The organism is Streptomyces sp. NPDC054783, from assembly GCF_053611725.1.
Map to the genome: position 1 here is coordinate 464,514 of NZ_JBSHAY010000003.1, position 19,010 is coordinate 483,523.

Below are 19,010 nucleotides of genomic sequence, written 5' to 3' on the forward strand. Positions count from 1 at the left end.
GACCGGGTTGCGGCAGCGCCCCGAGTCTGAGCACGCCAACAGCCCCGGTACCATCGGCACCGGGGTCCTGATCAGGGCTTCCACGACCGGACCACCCGGAATGCTGTCCAGGCTGAGGGTGGTCCGGTCTTTGCGTGGTCGGTCTTCGCTGCGCGTTGCGTCGCCGGAGAGCACCGGCGCTTCGGGTTCAGCTCATGGCCTTACCGACCTCGTAGATCGTGGGCCTGTCTTCGGGAGCAGGGCTGAGCATGGCGTCGATCAGTTCGCCGAGCTCGCCGTTCACCAACACGGCCCGCCGCTTGCCGCTCGCGACGGCTCGTCTCTGCTCGGGGCGCGGTGCGTCGTCCGGGTACTCGACGGCCCGCCAGCCCGTGGCAGAGATGAGCAGTGAGGCGCCGAGCGCGTAGATGTCGGCTTCCTGCGTCGGCTCAGCCTCTCCGGTCGCGAGCACGCTGCGCGCGATCTCCGGCGCCTCGTAGTGGACGAGGCAGCCGCGGAAGGGGAAGTCGTACCCCCCAGGCACATGCCCGCCGCGCGCCAAGGCCAGGTCGATGAGGTGCGTCCGTTCCGGCCCGATGATGAAGTGCGCGGGCTGCACGTCGCCGTGGGCCCAGCCCTTGGCGTGCAGTTCGGCCAGCGCTTCCACGCAGCCCAGGGCCACGCTGGTGTGCGGTTCGATGCGCGAGTCCGGCTCACGGCAGGGCGCCCACAGCTGGTAGAGGTCCGGTCCTTCGCGCCACGGCTGGAAGTTCCAGGTGCCCCGTTCCCATTCGCCGTACGCGAAGTCATGGAAGCCCAGGCGGTGCAGCACGGCGCCTTCCCGTGCCGGTGCGAGCGCCGTCCAGGGCTGGGCGGGCCAGTCGGCCGTAGCCGCGATGGGATAGCCGACCTTCACGGCGTACTGCCCCCGATGGCTCTCGACCTCCCAGACCATCGAGCCCCGGCGATTGACGACCAGGCGCTGAGCTGTGGGCATGAGCGCGTCGAGCACCACGATCGGCAGTTCAGGGGGTGTCCCGGACAACGTCAGTTCTCCTTCCGGGCAACGCGGCCGACCACGCGTCGAGGCCGGCCGCGCGCTGGTGTCGTGTGGCTACGCCTGACCGTACGGGCGGCCACAGTCCGAGTCGCACTGCGCGAGGTTCGTGCCGTCCACGGTCCAGAGGCCATCGAAGACCATGAACCCGGCCGCCTTCATCGCGTGCGCGGAGGCGGCGACCTTCTCGGGGTCACGAGCCCCGCCACCCGGCATCGGGTTGTGGTGCAGGAAGCGGCCCGCGTACCGCTCGCACAGAGCGGCGTACTCCTTCGTGTGCAGGATGAGCGCGTGCAGACCGAGGTCCACGTCGTCCGACGGGACCATAGGGACGGTGGCAGTTGCTGCGGTGACCACGAAGGCCACCGCCTGGTCCGCGATCTGCTCGGCCCGCTCGCGCGTCTGCCCGTTGTGGACGACCACGAAGTGCGTGAGGCTGTCGAACAGGTCCTCACCAGCCACCGCGCGACCGGTCCTCTGATCGTTGGCCGTTGCCGTCATGCGAATACTCCTTGAGTGTCGCTGTGCTCTGGCACTTACGCCCGCATCGGTCGCCCAGGCATGGCTCAGGACAACCGGGGGGATGGAAGGCCGGCCCCGAACGGGGAAGGGGAGCCAAGGAACTGGCACCCCGTTCGGGGCGGCCGGTCTACTGGCTGATACCGAGGGCCATGCCGATCACCAGGCCACACGAACCGCTGATCATGATGATGAACAGGACCCCCGCGTACTGGCCGATGGCGCGCATCACAGGCCGTCCCGGCTGTTGCCGTTCTTGATGGCCAGGCGGGCGGTCAGTTCCTCCCGCGCAGTCGGCGCCACCACGTTGTCCGGCTTGGCGTCCCACTCGAGGCCCCCGCCGATGGGCCTTATCTGCACCCGGGCGCCGACCTCACCCATGACGACGCCGATACGTCCACTGGCTGTGTCCTTCGCCAGTTCCCTGATGCCTGGTCTGGTCTGCTGGTTGCTCGCCATGGGCACGAGCATCCTGCCGCTCATCGGGACGTCGGAACCTCCGACAAACCCCACTTCGGGACGTCCCGCGTCGGGTAGAACGTCCCTAGTGCCGTCCCCGGGTGTTAGGAGAGATTGGGATGCCGAACGAGAGATTACGTGCTGCCATGGCGGCCGGCGGCTGGACGTACTCCGCCCTCGCGGACAAGGTCGAAGTCGATCCCAAGTCCGTCGAACGATGGGTCAATCTGGACCGTACGCCTCGCCGTGCCACGGCCATGCTGGCAGCGGAAACGCTAGGAGAAGACGTGCACGCTCTATGGCCAGCGCTCCGGCAGGCACGCCCCGCCCGCGCCGTCAGCCCGGAACTTGTGGCTCTCTACGACCAACGCGCGGACATCCCCGTATCCACCTTCGTGGACATGCTGACCCAGGCTCGCGAGCAGATCGACGTGCTCGTGTATGCGGCCGTCTTCTTGCACGAGGCGTACCCGAGACTCAACGAGCTCTTGAAGGAGCGAGCGGCCGAGGGCTGCGCAGTCCGCATTGCACTCGGCGACGCGGACAGCTCAAACGTCCAGCAGCGTGGCGAGGAAGAGAAGTTCGGCCACGGGATCCAGTCCCGCTGCCGCCTCGCGCTGATGCACTATCGCCCCCTTGTCGGGGTACCTGGCATCGAGGTGCGGACCCATGCCACCACGCTCTACAACTCGATCTACCGAGCCGATGATCAGGCACTGGTCAACGCTCATGTCTGGGGCGTGAACGCCTACGGTGCCCCTGTCTGGCACCTGCGCCGAAGTGGGGAAGGCGGCATGTTCGACACGTACGCTGACAGCTTCGCTGCGGTGTGGGCGACCGCGACGCCAGTTCGAGAAGGGTGAGCATGGCACGGACCGAGTACTACGACGACCCGGCGGCACCTGAGCCGAACAGCTTGGTGGTCGCCGCGTCCGCCGTGGTTACCGACGACGAAGGGCGCATTCTCCTTCAGCGTCGACGGGACAACGATCTCTGGGCGCTCCCTGGCGGCGGCATGGAGATGACCGACTCACTCCCGGGAACGGCTGTCCGCGAGACGAAGGAGGAAACGGGTCTGGATGTAGAAATCACCGGGCTCGTGGGCACGTATACCGACCCTCGCCACGTCATTGCCTACTCGGACGGTGAGGTGCGCAGACAGTTCAACATCTGCTTCACCGCCCGTGTGGTCGGCGGCCAACTCGCGATCTCGGACGAGTCCACGGAGCTGCGGTTCATCCAGCCAGAGGAGATTGGTCAACTGCCGATGCACCACACGCAGCAGCTCCGGATCCGTCACTTCCTGGAGCACCGTGATCGGCCCTATCTCGGCTAACTTCGTAGATCGCGGTGACGACAACCCTGCCGACAACGACGGCACACACAGGCCGTTGAACACGACCATCAGCCTGGAGGAGGGGCGAGCACCTGCACCGCGGACTGGGGGTCACCTACCTGTGGGCCACTGCGGTTCCCCATGGGGCTCCTTGGGGCCTACCTACGGCGGTGGTCCGCCGCTGTAGGTCCATCGGTTCGACCCTCGTACGGGCCCTGATCGGATCGACCGGAGGTGGCCAGTATCTGGGGTACCTGCCAACGGCTCAGCGGTACGCGGCGACAGCCGCGATAGCCAGGGCTAGACAGCCCCCAGCAGCCCCGCCCCCCGTGAGCAATGCCTGTGCCATGCCGACGCCAGTACGAACGGCGATGAAGCCTGCAACGAACCCCACGTTCAGAGCAATCGACAGGGAGAGCAGGGCACTGAGCGTGAGCGCGATGGGCATGGTCACTCCTGTTACCACGGTTGACGGTCCGGAACTGCCTCGACTCTTGCTGTCCAGCGGCGTGCAACGCACCCGTTCACTCCAAACTGGACGCTGACTGGTCTGTGACCTGTGTCCTCGACGTCAGCCACGTCGTACGCTCGGGTGTGTCCAGGCACTCATCTGGACATTGGACAGAGTCGAGGGGGCCCCTTGTCCGAGCAGGAAGCCACTGGCTCTGCTGAACAGGAATTCCTGGCCGACCTTAAAGCGCTGGGAGCCCTGCACAGGGACTTACTTAAGCGAAAGCCTTCATTGCGTACTCTCGCGCGAGCGGTTGGAGTCTCGCCAACGTCTATCAGTAAGTGGCTGGAGGGTGCACAGGTTCCACAGCAGCCGGACCGGCTCATATCCGTCGTCCGCATTTTGAAGTCTTCGGCTGAATGCCAAGTTCCACTGAACTCCGATTTGGCGCGCATACTCAACAGCGACACCTGGCTCGCCTCGCACAGGCGTGTAATGCAAGAAAGAGCCGCCATCACGGCCGGAAGGGTACAAGAAAGCAACGCTAAGTCAGAGATTCTGCGGCAAACTCGCCAAGAGCGCCTCGCTGATTTAGTGGATCCTCCACGGCCGATAGCAGACTGGACTCCTGCACAACTCGGCGTTCACCCAGCTATTGCTGGAGTAGAGGGTATCTCCTCGCTGTTTGTGCTACCGAAATACGTCACCAGAGGCTATGACGAGAGACTGCGCATGCAATTGCGTGCGATCGCCAGTAATGGCGGAGTCGAGTTAATTCTCATCCGCGGTGAATCGTGTACCGGGAAGACGCGCAGCGCATACGAGGCCATACGTGAATGCTTGCCTACTTGGAAGCTGACCTTTCCTAAGGATTCGGCAAGTCTTCTCTCCGTGTGCACTTCCGGAGTTATCGAGCCTAGAACAGTTATATGGCTCAATGAAGCTCAAAACTATCTGGCAAGCGACGATAAGGAGGCGTGTGCCGCTGCGCTACGTCGAACTCTGGAACGAACTGGTCCAGTAGTCATAATTATGACCCTGTGGCCCGAGTACTACCGACTACTGATCAACGAAGGTCAGGCTCCAGCAGGTGAGGTTACACAAGTGAAATCGCTGCTTGCTCAAGCCTCTCAGTACGTAGTCCCGAATCAGCTGACCGATCCTGAACTCGCGATACTGAGCCACGAAGCATACAGGGACCCTCCCTTGGCTGCTGCCCTTAAAGCTGCGGCAAATACCGGCAGAATGACTCAAATTCTCGCAGCGGGTCCAGATTTGGTTGATCATTACGAGCACCCTTCTGCCCCATATGGATATTACGGAAAAGCGCTAATCGCGGCCGCGATGGATGCGCGCCGTTTTGGAGTAAGCGAACCTCTGCGAATCGATTTCTTGACTGCGGCTGCACCGGGCTATTTGACTGATTCTCAGCGAGCGGAAGCACCAGAAGACTGGGCAGGTCGGGCTGTTGAGTACGCCCAGCGCAGAGTTAAACATGTAACCTCAGCATTCTCCCCGGTGCCCAAGAGTAAAGGGATCGGATGCCTTCCTGGAGTAGTCGAACTGGCGGACTATCTACATCACTACGGCCGTAAGAGCAGGGCGCTTTTGTGCCCTCCGGAAACCTTCTGGGAAGCTGCGGCTCTTTGGGAGGGTGATGCGGAAAGCGTGGAGTATCTGGCGCTGGCTGCAATGCAACGCATGAGGATCGGCAACGCCACCGAACTAGCCGAAAGAGCGGCTTCAATGGGGGCATCGGGGGCGCTATGGGAACTCTCTTTTCACTGCACGGAACGGCGGGATTACGATCAAGCCGATAGGATATTGCGTCAGCTCGGTGAATCCGGAGACCCCGAAGCGTGGGTAACCCTGGCTTCAATGAAGGAAGATGTAGGGCAGATTCAAGCTGCCCACGAGTTGTACATCAAAGCAGCTGGCATGGGGCATCATAAGGGGCTGCGGGAGTGGGCTGGTGTCGAATCAATCAACGACCGAGAGGAGTCGGCGCTTTGGATTTACCGCCTGCTACTTTCTAGGGGTGACACCGAATCTTACTTTGGTATGGCGTCTCTCCTTGAGCGCTTTGGAGAACTGGAAGAAGCGGAGGGGATGTATAGGAAGGCTGCCAACTTGGGAGATTTTCAGGCAATGCAGGCTTTGGAGCGCCTGTTGGAGTCGAGTGGACGGAAAGAAGAGGCGCAAAACTACGCTGTACCTGAGTCCTTGCAAGCAGATTCGGGCACTCTATTGGAGTTGATGCTTTCTTATGAAATCGGGGGCAAGCGCAGTGAGGCGGACCAGATTTTTTGGAAGCTCATTGACAGGGGTGAAGAGGATCATGCGGCGTTCCTTGCATGGGATCGTGCCGCGAAGGGTGGTATAGCCGGCGCGGAAAGAATCGCTCATGAAGCCGCCGAGCGAGGTTTCACAGCTACCCTTAGAACTGTCGTGGTTCAGCTCATGCGAGACGGTAACGAAAAAGACACCGAACGGCTCATTGAGCGACTCGCTGAGGTAGGTGAAACCCCACTTGAATCTGACTACTCCCTCTACCTTGAGCGCAGAGGTTACAGCGAGAAGGCGGAATACATTGCTGCGAGCGATGAGCGACTCGGCTCCCATAACCTGTTACAGATTGCCAGATATCGAGCAGGACATGGAGACGTTGATTCAGCACGAAAATTGACGCTCCGACTGATCGAGAATGGTGAACCGTGGGCACTGGCATACCTGGCCGAACTGGAAGAGATGAGGGGGGACCTTGCCGAATCAGAACGGCTGGCTCGCAAAGCGGTCGACGCTGGAGAGCTGGGAGCCCTGAAAAAGCTGTCGGAGAAATACCCGGAGAACGAGGCGCTAAAGAGCCTGCTCCGAGACGGGCTGTGACGTGGCGCTAAAGCCATGGAGCCGGCCGCCCCAGCCACGACGTACCTCTTCTCTGACGTCAGGCGGCTGATTGCTGTGCGCGCGGTAGGGGCCGGCTGGGCTGGAGCGGGGCGGAGACAGGAGCGCAGGCCCGGTCGGGGGACGGGCCGCGCACGCCGCGCTTGCTCGGCGCTTGAACCCGTAGAGAACTCACAGCCGGGCTGGGCCTGAAGTTCCGCGCACGCTGGGGGTGCTCCCGAGCACTTTGGCCAGCCCGCCATCCCGTACGGCAAGCAAGCCACAGCAGAGCTGACGGCAACCCTGACGGCAACGACGGCACACAGAGACCGTTGATCACGACCATCAGCGATCAGCCGGGAGGAAGGCGCAGCCCCCGCCCAACAGCCTGCCCGATCCTACGGATCAGAAGGTTGCAGGTTCGAATCCTGCCGAGTGCACACAGGTCAAAAGCCCTTCGGGATCATCCCGGAGGGCTTTTGACATCAACGGCTGACTGTGAGGATGGCGGTGGTGCCGCCCGAGGCGGTCTGACCCTCCGTCCGCAGGCGGCCCCTCGGTCGATCAGCGCACCCGCGCGGAACGCGACGACCGCGCCGCGCTGCTCCCAGAGGCGTATCCGGGTATCTCGGCGAAGGTTGTATGCAGTGGGCGAGCCGCCGTCGCAGCCGTTCGGTCTCCAGTCATGCCCCGTTCAAAAAAATGTTCTCATCTGTACAACCGTTTCCGGCGGGCGCGAGTCTTCGCGTGCGAGTCAACAGGCTCCTCAGAACCTTTGGGCCCACCAGCGCCCCCACTACTGGTGGGCTCTCGTCCACTTGGGGAACATATATGCGCATTCGTGCCAGTCTGGCCGCCGCGGCCTTCTCCGGTGCCGCGGCCCTGACCGCCCTGGCCGTCCCGGCCGCGCACGCCGGGGAGAACCCGGCTGCCGCCAAGGCCGAGCAGTTCAAGAGCGCTCATCAGGCGCCGAGCAAGCAGCGCTCATTCGCCGCTTCGTCCGCCGCCGCGGCGGATGGCGACATCCAGGTGACCAAGGTCACCGTCAACGCCAACAAGGACGTCGTCGTCGGTCTTTCGCCGAAGTCGTTCAACGTCTACGTGACCGTGACCGACCCGTCGGGCGTCAACCCCGAGCAGCACGGCGTGGACGTCGCCCTGTGGCATGGCACCGACCCGGACCCGGAGACCGGCGACCTCGACGGTTTCCTCTGGAACGAGAACGGCGCCGAGAGCTGCGACTACTGGAGCGCGACCGCCGCCACCTGCAAGTTCACCATCACAGCCAAGCCGGGCGAGGACGACGGGCTGTGGGACAGCTCGCTGAACGGCAAGTGGAACGTCACTGTCTTCGCGTCCGCCAACGACGGCGACACGTACACGAACGACTTCTACAAGAACCACTGGATCAAGCGCGCCAGCAGCTTCAGCGGCTTCAACGCCGGTCCGGAGCCCGTCGCCAAGGGCAAGACCATCACGATCTCCGGCACCCTGAAGCGCGCCAGCTGGAGCTACATGAAGTACTACGGCTACGGCAGCCAGTACGTCGAGCTGCAGTTCAAGAAGGCGGGCACCAGCACCTACAGCACCGTCAAGACCGTGAAGACCTCCTCCAGCGGTTACGCGCAGACCACCGTCACCGCCTCCGCGGACGGCACCTGGCGCTTCCACTACGCGGGCAACAGCACCTCGTCCGTCGCGGACGCGTACGACTACGTCGACGTCAGCTGATCGGCATCCGCTGAGACAGAGGCCCCGGAGAGATCCGGGGCCTCTGGCGTTCCCGGTGGGGGTATTCCAGGGTCGCCGGGCTCAGCACTCCTCCTCCGGGTCGTTCCGGTTCAGCTTCTCCAGATACTCGTGCGCCAGGGCCGTGGCCCGGGTGAACCAGTCGGTGATGACCGCCAGTTCCTCGGCGGAGTAGTCCGAGAACAGGGCCGTCAGGCGTTCGTAGTGGCCCGCGTACACCGCCTTCACGCGGGTGACGGCATCCGGTACGGCGGCCACGCGGACCCGGCGGCGGTCCGTGGGGTCGGGGCGGCGGGTGACGTAGCCGGCGCGTTCGAGGCGGTTGAGGATGCCGGTCACCGCGCCGGTGGTCACGTGGGCGCGGGCGGCGAGGTCGCCGGCCGTCAGCAGGTCGTCGCCGGCCTCCAGGACGAAGGCGAAACAGGTCAGGTCCGTGACGTTCAGGCCCAGCCGCCGGGCCAGCTCCTGCTGTCCGATCAGGTGGGCGGCGATGAGGTGGTCCATCGCCGACAGCGCCTGGGCCGGAGTGGCGGGCGGTCGCGGCGTGCCGTGCATCTTTCGGAATCCCTTAGCTCGTGAGATATTCGGTCGAGGAAACTTCTTAGCTCGTGAGGGAATCTGGGTCTCGTTCCCGGGGGTGCTGTATGAGTCTGTACGACGAGGGGCACACGGTCGCCGGCTGGACCGGCTTCGGCATCGCGACGGTGGGCAGCGGCGTGGTGGGGCTGGGGGTGTGTGCGGCCTCGCTGCCGCTGGTCATGAGCGGGCTCGCCGTCGTGGCCGTGAGTGTTGCGGTGACGTGGGTTCTGCATCTCGCCGGCTGGGGGAAGCCACCGGGGGTGCGGCCTCGGGGGGCGTGGGGGATGCGGGTCCGGGACGCGCAGGCTCGGGAGGGGCATTCAGGGTGCGTCAGCTGCCGACTGGCGGGGCGGGGGCGCCGGGCCGTGGTGGTGGCTGCGGGGGCGGGGCGGCCGACGTCCGCCGAATCGACACCTCTGTCGCCTGTCGAGTGAATGTTCCCTCGGTGGACGGGAGTTGGTGATCGACGTCTCTGGTTTCCGGGGCGGAGGTGATGCTCGATGTACGAGCAGAACGACACTCCGTCGGAGCAGCCGACGGGGCCGAAGCAGGACGCGATCGACGGCAACGACTTTGTCTTCGCTGCCACGGGGACACGGGTGCGGAGGCTGACCACGCCGGAGGGGGAGCACTGGTTTCCGGCGGTGGACGTCGCCGCCCTTCGCACACCCCACGGCATTCCGCCGCCCGGAACCCGTTGTCAGACCCAAGCCATACCCTGACCAGTGATGGCACAGGTATGGAAGTGCTCGGGACTCCGCTGGTCGCCGGCCGGTCCCGCGCTGGTGTGGGACGGCGGGCGGCGCAGCGCGCTGCCGTGGGGGAAGCGGGTCGGCTTCGCCGTGCCGGAGGGGAGCGCCAGGCGGTGTGTGGGAGCGCGCGGGCATGCCTGCCCCACCCGTGCTGCCGTGTCGGCGCGGAGCACGGGCGCCCGGTGCGAGGAGTGCGCACGGCTGGACCGGGCGCACTCGGTGGCCGCCGACACGATCGCCGACGACCCGCGGCCGTACCGGGTGTATCTGGCGTGGTTCGGGCCCGCCATGGTGAAGGTCGGGATCACCGCGGTCGAGCGGGGCTCCGCCCGGCTGCTGGAGCAGGGTGCCGTCTGTTTCAGCTGGCTGGGCACCGGCCCGCTGATGGCCGCCCGGCGCACCGAGGAGCTGCTGCGGGCCGCGCTCCAGGTGCCGGACCGGATTCCGTACGCCGAGAAGCGGGCGGTGCGGTCGGCGTTGCCGGGGGCCGGGGAGGAGCGTGCGGCGCAGGTGCGGGAGCTGCATGCGCGGGCCGTGGGGCTCAGCGGGTGGCCCGAGTCGTTGCGGCCCGAGCCCTGTGAAGTGGTCGATCACGCGGGGGTGTTCGGGCTCGGCGGTGTTTCCGCGGCCCTCGGGGAGGTGGTGGAGCTCGTCCCGGGGGGCCGTGTGAGCGGTGAGCTGGTCGCGGCGGCCGGGCCCGATCTGCATCTGGCGGTGGGCGGGCGCGCGGTGGTCGTGCTCGACACACGGTTGATGACCGGCTGGGAGCTGGTGTCCCCGGGCGATGCGGTGGCCGCCGGACTCACCTTTCCGCTGCGGGAGTTCGCGCGACCGCAGGAGGGGCTGTTCTGAGGGCTGCGGGCCGAAGGCGGCGCAGGCAAAGACTCGGATCCCGTACGGATCCCTTTCGGCAAGGGCCATGGACACCGAACGGGCCTGCGGCCGACCGTGGTTGACATGAGCTACGAAGCCAAGACTCCTGTACAGCCTGCCTCCCTCCCCGAACCCCCTTACTACGCCGTGGTCTTCACCTCCGCCCGTACCGACGACGACCCCGACGGATACCGGCGCACCGCCGAGCAGCTCTCCCGGCTCGTCCGCGAAGTCCCCGGCTTCCTCGGTGAGGACTTCGCCCACACCCCCGGCGGACTCGCCATCTCCGTCGCCTACTTCCGGGATCTCGCCGGGATCGAGCGGTGGCGGGATCACCCGGCGCACCTCGCGGCCAAGCGACGCGGCCGGGAGCGGTGGTACGAGCGGTACGCGATCCACATCGCCAGGGTCGAGCACGCGGGCGTCTTCGCGCGGGAGTGAGCGCTTCCCAGGCGCCGCCTGAGAGACGCCTGTGTGTTTCTCAGGCAAATCACAGATTGGGGAAAGCATCTTCTCAGAGGGCCCCGACAAGGTGTGCACCATGACCACGACCTCGCCCCAGGGGCGCACCGAACTGCTGAGGCCGGACGGGAGCCCCGTCCGAGTGCTTGTGGTGGACGACGAGTTGTCGATCACCGAACTGCTGAGCATGGCTCTTCGTTACGAGGGCTGGCAGATCAGGAGTGCGGGGGACGGACAGGGCGCCGTCCAGACCGCCCGTGAGTTCCGGCCCGACGCCGTCGTGCTGGACATGATGCTGCCCGACATGGACGGGCTGACCGTCCTCGGGCGGCTGCGGCGCGAGCTGCCGGACGTGCCCGTTCTCTTCCTGACCGCCAAGGACGCGGTGGAGGACCGTATCGCCGGGCTCACCGCCGGCGGCGACGACTACGTCACCAAGCCGTTCAGCCTGGAGGAGGTCGTGGCCCGGCTGCGGGGGCTCATCCGCCGCTCCGGGGCCGCCGACCGGCGGTCCGACTCCGTGCTCGTGGTCGGAGACCTGACGCTCGACGAGGACAGCCACGAGGTGTCGCGGGCCGGGGCGTCCATCCACCTCACCGCCACCGAGTTCGAGCTGCTGCGCTTCCTCATGCGCAACCCGCGGCGGGTGCTCAGCAAGGCACAGATCCTGGACCGGGTGTGGTCGTACGACTTCGGCGGGCAGGCCAACGTCGTCGAGCTGTACATCTCCTATCTGCGGCGGAAGATCGACGCGGGGCGCGAGCCGATGATCCACACGCGGCGGGGTGCCGGTTATCTGATCAAGCCCGCCGTGTCATGAGCAGGCGACGACGGCCGGGTCCGCAGCAACGGCAGAAGCGGCAGAAGCGACGGGCTGGACAGCCGCGCACCCTGCGGACCCGGCTCGTCGTCGCGTCGGTGGTGCTGATCGCCGTGGTGTGCGCGGTGATCGGCACCGTCACCACGGTGGCGCTGCGCTCGCATCTGTACGACCAGCTCAACGGGCAGCTCCGGGAGGCCTCCGCGCGCGCGGCGGGCGGGTTCGGGCCGGTGCCGGGCGGGCTGAAGAACGGTGTCACGCCGCCGGACCGGCAGGGCGACGAGCAGGACAAGCGCCTTCCCAAGGAGACGAAGCCGGCCGACTTCGTCGCGCGGGGCCCGCAGCCCAGCGGCACCGTCGCGGCGAAGGTCGAGGACGGTGTCATCACCGACGCCAAGGTCGGCAACAAGTCCAAGGACGACAACAACGTCCCGCAGATGAGCGCCAAGTCGCTGACCGCCCCTCAGCTCAAGGCGCTCGGCTCCGTCGCCAGGGACCAGGAGATCCACAGCGCGGAGATCCCCGGGCTCGGCGACTACCAGGTGCTGTACGTCGACGGCAACAACGGCACCTATTACGTCGCCCTGCCCACCGCGGAGGCCGACGGCACCATCAACACCCTGATCCTCGTCGAGATCAGCGTCACCGCCGCCGGTCTCATCGCCGCCACCCTCGCGGGGACCGTCATCGTCGGCGTCGCCACCCGCCCCCTGCGCAAGGTCGCCGCCACCGCCACCCGGGTCTCCGAACTCCCGCTGCACACGGGTGAGGTGAACCTGAGCGAGCGGGTTCCGGAGTCCGAGTGCGACCCGCACACCGAGGTCGGCCAGGTCGGTGCCGCGCTCAACCGGATGCTCGACCATGTGCACGGCGCCCTGCACGCCCGGCAGCAGAGCGAGATGCGGGTACGGCAGTTCGTCGCCGACGCCAGTCATGAGCTGCGCACCCCGCTCGCGTCCATCCGCGGGTACGCGGAACTCACGAGACGCGGGCGGGAGCAGGTCGGGCCCGACACCCGGCACGCCCTCGGCCGGATCGAGTCCGAGGCGGGCCGGATGACCCTCCTCGTCGAGGATCTCCTCCTGCTCGCCCGCCTCGACGCGGGACGGCCGCTGCAGTTCGAGCAGACCGATCTCGTCCCGCTCGTCGTGGACACGGTCAGCGACTCGCGCGCGGCCGGCATGGACCACAACTGGCGGCTCGACCTGCCCGACGAGCCCGCCCTCGTGTCGGCGGACGCGGCACGGATCCAGCAGGTGCTGGTCAACCTGCTCGGCAACGCCCGCAAGCACACCCCGCCCGGTACGACCGTCACCGCGCGCGTGCAGCGACGCGGGCCGTGGATGTGCGTCGACGTCGAGGACAACGGGCAGGGCATCCCGCCGGACCTGTTGCCGCACGTCTTCGAGCGGTTCGCGCGCGGCGACTCCGCACGGTCCAGGGCCACCGGGTCGACGGGCCTCGGGCTCGCCATCGTCCAGGCGGTCGCGTCCGCGCACGGGGGTGCCGTCACCGTCGACAGCGTTCCGGGGCGGACCGTGTTCACCGTGCATCTGCCCGCGCTCGTCCCTGCCGCCGTGCGGCCCGCGCCCGAAACCGACTGGCAATCGCACTCACAGGCACAGCACAGTGCCACCACATGGGTGCAACAGGGGGCCTGAGTTGAGTCGGTTCCATGCGAACCGACTCTTCTCCCGGCACCCTGCCGGCGCGGGAGCACCTCCCGGCCGGAGACGCCGGTACGCCTGTCCTGGACGTAGTGATCCCCGTCTACAACGAGGAGAAGGACCTCCAGCCGTGCGTCCGCAGACTGCACGAGCACCTCACCCGCACCTTCCCGTACGCCTTCCGCATCACGGTCGCGGACAACGCGTCCACGGACACCACCCCGATGGTGGCGGCTCGGCTGGAGGCGGAGCTCCCCGAGGTCACCAACTTCCGCCTGGAACAGAAGGGCCGCGGGCGGGCCCTCAGGACCGTCTGGTCCGCGTCCGAGGCGCCGATCCTCGCCTACATGGACGTCGACCTGTCCACCGACCTCAACGCCCTGCTGCCGCTGGTGGCGCCGCTGATCTCCGGCCACTCGGACCTCGCGATCGGCTCCCGGCTCGCCCGCACCTCCCGGGTCGTGCGCGGCCCCAAGCGGGAGCTCATCAGCCGGGCCTACAACCTGATCCTGCGCGGCTCGCTGCAGGCCCGCTTCTCCGACGCCCAGTGCGGGTTCAAGGCCATCCGGCGCGATGTGGCCCAGGTGCTGCTGCCGCTGGTGGAGGACACCGGCTGGTTCTTCGACACCGAGATGCTGGTGCTCGCCGAGCGCGCGGGGCTCCGCATCCACGAGGTGCCGGTCGACTGGGTCGACGACCCCGACTCCACCGTGCACATCGTGAAGACCGCCACCGACGACCTCAAGGGCGTCTGGCGGGTCGGCAAGGCGCTGGCCACCGGTTCGCTCCCGCTGGACCGGCTCACCCGGCCCTTCGGCGACGATCCGCGCGACCGTGAACTCACCAACGTTCCCAAGGGACTCGCCCGCCAACTCGTCGGCTTCTGCGTGGTCGGCGGCCTGTCCACCCTCTTCTACCTCCTCCTCTACAGCGTGTTCCGGCAGTTCTCCGGCTCCCAGATCGCCAACGCGCTCGCCCTGCTGGTCTCCGCGGTCGCCAACACGGCCGCCAACCGCCGGCTCACCTTCGGGGTGCGCGGCCGGGGCGGCGCCGTACGCCACCAGGCGCAGGGCCTGGTCGTCTTCGGTATCGGTCTCGCGCTGACCAGCGGCTCCCTGGCCGCCCTGAACGCGGCCAGCGACCATCCGGCGCACTCCACCGAGCTGGCGGTGCTCATCGCCGCCAACCTCGCCGCGACCGTGCTCCGGTTCCTGCTCTTCCGCGCCTGGGTGTTCCCGGACCGCGACGAGTCCGGCACCGGCCCGGCGGTCGCCGCCGCCCACCCCCTCTCCTCGCCGACCTACAGCACGAGCACGACCGCTCCGCACGGCACGACCGCTCCGTACGGCACGACCGCTCCGTACGGCACGACCGCTCCGTACGCACCGCTGCCCCAGCGCCCGGTGCCGTACCAGCAGCCGTATCCGACGGCCGCCCAGGTCCGCGCCGGTGAAGCCGCGGACGGCAGCTGGAGGGACGCCACCGTGCGACTGCAGCCGGTACGCCCTCACGACACCGATCCGGGGGATCCCCGATGACCACGCACTACGACCAGCAGGCCGCCCAGCAGAGCGGTACGTCCGTGTGGGGCCCGCCCCCGACCGCTCCCCCGCGGGCCCCCGAGTCCGGCGAGCCCGGGCAGCCGATCCTCCGCAGACTGTGGCGCGGCCGGCCCGAGGATCCCCGCTGGGTGCGTCCGGCCTTCCTCGGCCTGCTGGCCGCCACCCTCCTGCTCTACCTGTACGACCTCAGCGCCTCCGGCTACGCCAACTCCTTCTACTCGGCGGCCGTAGAGGCGGGCAGCAAGTCCTGGAAGGCGTTCTTCTTCGGCTCGCTGGACGCGGGCAACGCCATCACCGTCGACAAGCCGTCGGCCTTCCTGTGGCCGATGGAACTGTCCGTGAGGATCTTCGGCCTGAACTCCTGGGCGATCCTCACCCCCGAGGTCCTCATGGGCGTCGGCACGGTGGCCGTCGTCTACGCGGCGGTACGGCGCCGGTTCAGCCCTGCGGCGGGTCTGGTCGCGGGCGCGGTGCTCGCCCTCACCCCCGTGGCCGCGCTGATGTTCCGGTTCGACAACCCGGACGCGATGCTGGCCCTGCTGATGGCAGTGGCCTGCTACTTCGTCGTACGGGCGGTGGAGGACGGCCGGACCAGGTGGCTGGTGTGGGCCGGGGCGGCGATCGGCTTCGCCTTCCTCGCCAAGACGCTGCAGGCCTTCCTGATCCTGCCGCCGCTGGCGATCGTATACGCCGTCTGCGGTCCGGTGCGGCTGCGCAGGCGCCTGGTCCAGCTGGGCCTCGCCACCGTCGCGCTCGTGGTCTCCGGCGGCTGGTGGGTCGCGATCGTCGAGCTGTGGCCGGCCTCCTCCCGCCCCTACATCGGCGGTTCGCAGAACAACAGCTTCCTGGAGCTGACCTTCGGCTACAACGGCCTCGGCCGCATCAACGGCGACGAGACCGGAAGCGTCGTGCCCGGCGGCAACGGCAACAACGGCGGTGGCGGGATGTGGGGCGCCACCGGCTGGGACCGGATGTTCAACTCCGAGATCGGCGGCCAGATCTCCTGGCTGCTCCCGGCCGCGCTGATCCTGCTGGCCGCGGGCCTGTGGGCGACCCGTAAGGCGCGCCGTACGTCCGTCACGCGGGCCTCGTTCCTGGTGTGGGGCGGCTCGCTGCTGATCACCGTGGTGGTCTTCAGCTACATGGCGGGCATCTTCCACCAGTACTACACGGTGGCGCTCGCGCCCTACCTCGCGGCCGTCGTCGGCATGGGCGCCGGGCTGCTGTGGGAACGGCGCAAGGAGACCTGGGCGTCGATCACCCTGGCCGCGTCCGTGGTGGCCGCGGCCACCTGGGGATACGTCCTGCTCAACCGCACCTCGACCTATCTCCCCTGGCTGAAGTGGCTGGTCCTGATCGGCGGTATGGCGGCCGCGCTGGGCCTGATCTTCGCCGGCCGGATCTCCCGGCGGTTGGCCCTCGGCGCGGCGGCGGTGGGCCTGGTGGCCGCCCTCGCCGGACCGACGGCGTACACCCTCGGCACGGTGGACTCCGCGCACACCGGCTCGATCCCGACGGCCGGCCCGGCGGGCGCGAGCATGATGGGCTTCGGCGGCGGCCGGGGGCCCGGTGGCGGCATGCGAGCCGGCTTCGGCGGCGGTGGCCTGCCGGGGCAGCCGGGGCAGCAGAACGGCCAGGGCCGACCGGGACAGCAGCAAGGTCGGCAGAACGGCAACGGCTTCCCGGGCGGCGGCTTCGGCGGCGGTGTGCCCGGCCGGACGGGCGAGGGCGGCATGGGCGGCGGCGGTGGCGCCGGCGGCCTGGTGAACGGCGCGGACGTCTCCTCCGCCGCCAAGGAACTCCTGGCCGAGGACGCCTCGAAGTACACCTGGGTGGCCGCTTCCGTCGGTTCGCAGAACGCGGCCGGCTACCAGCTGGCCACCGGTGACCCGGTGATGGCGATCGGCGGCTTCAACGGCACCGACCCGTCCCCGACGACGGCGCAGTTCGAGAAGTACGTGGCGGAAGGAAAGATCCACTACTTCATCGCCGGCGGAGGTATGGGCGGTGGCATGGATGGTGGCATGGGCGGCAGCAGCAGCGGTACGTCGTCCCGGATCACCTCGTGGGTCGAGAGCAACTTCAAGAAGGTGACGGTCGGTTCGGCCACCTTCTACGACCTGACACAGAAGAGGAGCGGCTGACAGGCGGAATCCGGCCGCCCGGAAAACGTGTCGTACGCCGTATAGCGATTGCTGTGCGGCGTACGACTCCCTGGTGCAGTCCGGACTGCTGCTCACCACCACGCTCGCCGTGGCCATGCAGATCTTCACGCTCGAGGAACAGCCGAGGGCGATCGGCATCTGGAGCGCGATCTTCCTGATCAACATCCCGGTCGCGGTGGCGGCCCTGGTGCCGGAGTCGAAGAGCCCGCGCGGCGACCGTCCGGACCTGCTCGGCGCGCTGTCGTCCACCATCGGCATGGCCTCGCTCGTCTTCGCGATCATCTCCGGCCCGCACCACGTCGCGCTCGGCATGGTGCTGGGTGCCGTGCTCAGCTCTTCCACGGCCTCGGGGGAGTCGTTGTCGGCCGGCCTCGGGGCTGCTTCGGCGGGCGGAGCGGAAGGTCGCCCGAGAGCTCGGGTGATATGGGTATGTGAGCGGAATCGAGGAGGGTGTGCCGGTGGTGAAGGACACAGGTCGGTCGCCGGGAGCCAGTGTGTGGCTCGCGGCCAGAGCCCGCCGGAGCGGTCGTAGCGGTGGCGGGCAGCCCTCCGGGCTCGACCGTGAGCGGATCACGACCGTGTCCGTACGACTGCTGGATGCCGAGGGGCCGGCGAAGTTCTCCATGCGGCGGCTGGCCGCGGAACTGAACGTCACCGCGATGTCCCTGTACTGGTACGTCGACACCAAGGACGACCTGCTCGAACTCACCCTGGACGCGGCCTTCGGCGAGCTGCGGCTGCCGGATCCGGACGCCGCGGACGAGGACTGGCGCGAGCAGCTGCGCGAGCTGGCCACCGAGTACCGCGCGCTGCTGGTGCGTCACCCCTGGCTGTCGCCGCTGGCGGGCCGCTATCTCAACATCGGCCCGAACTCGCTGGCGTTCTCCCGCGCGGTCCAGCGGGTCGTCCGCCGGGCGGGGCTGCCCGCGCACGGGGTGACGGGGGCGATCTCGGCCGTCTTCCAGTTCGTGTACGGCTTCGGCACGATCGAGGGCCATTTCTTCGCCCGGATCGCGGACACCGGGCTGAGCCCGGACGAGTACTACGAGCAGGCGATGGCCCAGGCGACCGAGGCCCCGGGGACCGCCGAGGTCGTCGAGGAGTCGAAGGACCTCATGGCGGCCCGCGGCGGGGACACGGTCGACGAGATGCTGGACCGCGACTTCGGCTACGCCCTGGACCTGCTGATCGCCGGCATCGAGGCGATGGTGACCCGGGGCTGACTACTGTCCCTCCACCAGCCGCGCCGGAAACCCGCCGGTGGCCACCGGGCTCCAGCGCTCCGGTGTCACCCGGATGATCGACTTGCCCTGCTTCACCATGGCCGCGCGGTACTCGTCCCAGTCCGGGTGCTCGCCGGCGATGTTGCGGTAGTACTCGACCAGCGGCTCCACGGACTCGGGTGTGTCGATGACCTCGGCCGTGCCGTCGATCTGGACCCAGGGCCCGTTCCACTCGTCGCTCAGCACGAGCACGCTCACTCGCGGGTCGCGCTTGGCGTTACGGGTCTTGACCCGCTCGGGGTAGGTGGACACGACGATCCGGCCCGAGTCGTCGACCCCGCAGGTCAGCGGGGAGGCCTGCGGCCCGCCGTCGGCGCGGTGCGTGATGAGCAGCGCGCGATGGCGGGGCCTGACGAAATCCAGCAACTCGTCCAGCGATACGCGGGTGTTGGTAGCGATGTTCGGTGCCATGCC

At 67.6% G+C, this 19,010-nt stretch carries 18 protein-coding genes and 2 pseudogenes; 14 read left to right on the top strand and 6 right to left on the bottom strand.

Features of this window, described 5'->3' with window-relative positions:
• Positions 1 to 187 precede the first annotated feature (187 nt).
• The 3 genes from ACWGJ5_RS09005 to ACWGJ5_RS09015 all read right to left on the bottom strand — a co-directional run bounded on the left by ACWGJ5_RS09005 (position 188) and on the right by ACWGJ5_RS09015 (position 2,014).
• Positions 188 to 1,024 (bottom strand): protein kinase, encoded by an 837-nt coding sequence (locus ACWGJ5_RS09005; protein ID WP_453309073.1) that lies wholly within the window; start codon positions 1,022 to 1,024, stop codon positions 188 to 190.
• A 69-nt stretch (positions 1,025 to 1,093) separates the two neighbouring features.
• Positions 1,094 to 1,537 (bottom strand): glycine-rich domain-containing protein, encoded by a 444-nt coding sequence (locus tag ACWGJ5_RS09010; protein ID WP_453309074.1) that lies wholly within the window; start codon positions 1,535 to 1,537, stop codon positions 1,094 to 1,096.
• Between the two features lie 246 nt (positions 1,538 to 1,783).
• On the bottom strand, positions 1,784 to 2,014 hold the full coding sequence (locus ACWGJ5_RS09015; RefSeq protein WP_453309075.1) for a hypothetical protein: 231 nt from the start codon (positions 2,012 to 2,014) through the stop codon (positions 1,784 to 1,786).
• A 119-nt stretch (positions 2,015 to 2,133) separates the two neighbouring features.
• Between ACWGJ5_RS09015 and ACWGJ5_RS09020 the strand changes: the two genes are divergently transcribed.
• Together ACWGJ5_RS09020 and ACWGJ5_RS09025 are read left to right on the top strand one after the other, a co-directional pair.
• The gene (locus ACWGJ5_RS09020) at positions 2,134 to 2,877 is read left to right on the top strand and encodes an XRE family transcriptional regulator (RefSeq protein WP_453309076.1); all 744 of its coding nucleotides are present in this window, start codon (positions 2,134 to 2,136) and stop codon (positions 2,875 to 2,877) included.
• Positions 2,878 to 2,879: 2 nt separating this feature from the next.
• Entirely contained in the window at positions 2,880 to 3,350 is a 471-nt protein-coding gene (locus ACWGJ5_RS09025) for an NUDIX domain-containing protein (protein ID WP_453309077.1), read from the top strand.
• 265 nt (positions 3,351 to 3,615) lie between these two features.
• Here the strand turns inward: ACWGJ5_RS09025 and ACWGJ5_RS09030 are convergent, their stop codons facing one another.
• On the bottom strand, positions 3,616 to 3,798 hold the full coding sequence (locus ACWGJ5_RS09030; protein WP_453309078.1) for a hypothetical protein: 183 nt from the start codon (positions 3,796 to 3,798) through the stop codon (positions 3,616 to 3,618).
• 192 nt (positions 3,799 to 3,990) lie between these two features.
• Between ACWGJ5_RS09030 and ACWGJ5_RS09035 the strand changes: the two genes are divergently transcribed.
• Complete coding sequence (locus ACWGJ5_RS09035) at positions 3,991 to 6,687, top strand: hypothetical protein (protein ID WP_453309079.1); 2,697 nt, start codon at positions 3,991 to 3,993, stop codon at positions 6,685 to 6,687.
• 828 nt (positions 6,688 to 7,515) lie between these two features.
• Complete coding sequence (locus tag ACWGJ5_RS09040) at positions 7,516 to 8,415, top strand: calcium-binding protein (RefSeq protein ID WP_453309080.1); 900 nt, start codon at positions 7,516 to 7,518, stop codon at positions 8,413 to 8,415.
• Between the two features lie 81 nt (positions 8,416 to 8,496).
• Here ACWGJ5_RS09040 and ACWGJ5_RS09045 read toward each other — a convergent pair whose 3' ends face one another.
• Entirely contained in the window at positions 8,497 to 8,988 is a 492-nt protein-coding gene (locus tag ACWGJ5_RS09045) for a MarR family winged helix-turn-helix transcriptional regulator (RefSeq protein WP_453309081.1), read from the bottom strand.
• A gap of 89 nt (positions 8,989 to 9,077) precedes the next feature.
• On the opposite strand from ACWGJ5_RS09045, the gene ACWGJ5_RS09050 reads away from it, so the two are divergent.
• The 10 genes and pseudogenes from ACWGJ5_RS09050 (at position 9,078) to ACWGJ5_RS09095 (ending at position 18,536) form a co-directional block, all read left to right on the top strand.
• Positions 9,078 to 9,446 (top strand): HGxxPAAW family protein, encoded by a 369-nt coding sequence (locus ACWGJ5_RS09050; RefSeq protein ID WP_453309082.1) that lies wholly within the window; start codon positions 9,078 to 9,080, stop codon positions 9,444 to 9,446.
• A gap of 66 nt (positions 9,447 to 9,512) precedes the next feature.
• Positions 9,513 to 9,665, top strand: a pseudogene (locus ACWGJ5_RS09055) (BRO-N domain-containing protein); the annotation flags it as partial.
• Between the two features lie 75 nt (positions 9,666 to 9,740).
• The gene (locus ACWGJ5_RS09060; RefSeq protein WP_453309083.1) at positions 9,741 to 10,616 is read left to right on the top strand and encodes a DUF2797 domain-containing protein; all 876 of its coding nucleotides are present in this window, start codon (positions 9,741 to 9,743) and stop codon (positions 10,614 to 10,616) included.
• A 105-nt stretch (positions 10,617 to 10,721) separates the two neighbouring features.
• Positions 10,722 to 11,078, top strand: coding sequence for an antibiotic biosynthesis monooxygenase family protein (locus ACWGJ5_RS09065; protein WP_453309084.1), 357 nt, complete (start codon positions 10,722 to 10,724; stop codon positions 11,076 to 11,078).
• Between the two features lie 100 nt (positions 11,079 to 11,178).
• Positions 11,179 to 11,919, top strand: a complete 741-nt coding sequence (locus tag ACWGJ5_RS09070) for a response regulator transcription factor (protein WP_453309085.1) — start codon at positions 11,179 to 11,181, stop codon at positions 11,917 to 11,919.
• Positions 11,916 to 13,580, top strand: coding sequence for an ATP-binding protein (locus ACWGJ5_RS09075; RefSeq protein WP_453309086.1), 1,665 nt, complete (start codon positions 11,916 to 11,918; stop codon positions 13,578 to 13,580). Before ACWGJ5_RS09070 ends, ACWGJ5_RS09075 begins: the two co-directional genes overlap by 4 nt.
• Positions 13,581 to 13,594: 14 nt before the next feature.
• Positions 13,595 to 15,124 carry a glycosyltransferase gene (locus ACWGJ5_RS09080; RefSeq protein WP_453309087.1) on the top strand — a complete coding sequence of 510 codons (1,530 nt, stop codon included), beginning with the start codon at positions 13,595 to 13,597 and terminating at the stop codon, positions 15,122 to 15,124.
• Complete coding sequence (locus ACWGJ5_RS09085) at positions 15,121 to 17,292, top strand: glycosyltransferase family 39 protein (protein ID WP_453309088.1); 2,172 nt, start codon at positions 15,121 to 15,123, stop codon at positions 17,290 to 17,292. Before ACWGJ5_RS09080 ends, ACWGJ5_RS09085 begins: the two co-directional genes overlap by 4 nt.
• Before the next feature lie 73 nt (positions 17,293 to 17,365).
• Positions 17,366 to 17,707: pseudogene (locus ACWGJ5_RS09090) on the top strand (hypothetical protein); the annotation flags it as partial.
• A gap of 100 nt (positions 17,708 to 17,807) precedes the next feature.
• Entirely contained in the window at positions 17,808 to 18,536 is a 729-nt protein-coding gene (locus tag ACWGJ5_RS09095) for a TetR/AcrR family transcriptional regulator (RefSeq protein ID WP_453309089.1), read from the top strand.
• Here ACWGJ5_RS09095 and ACWGJ5_RS09100 read toward each other — a convergent pair whose 3' ends face one another.
• On the bottom strand, positions 18,537 to 19,007 hold the full coding sequence (locus ACWGJ5_RS09100; protein WP_453309090.1) for a PPOX class F420-dependent oxidoreductase: 471 nt from the start codon (positions 19,005 to 19,007) through the stop codon (positions 18,537 to 18,539). It abuts the gene before it with no gap.
• Between the last annotated feature and the right edge of the window lie 3 nt (positions 19,008 to 19,010).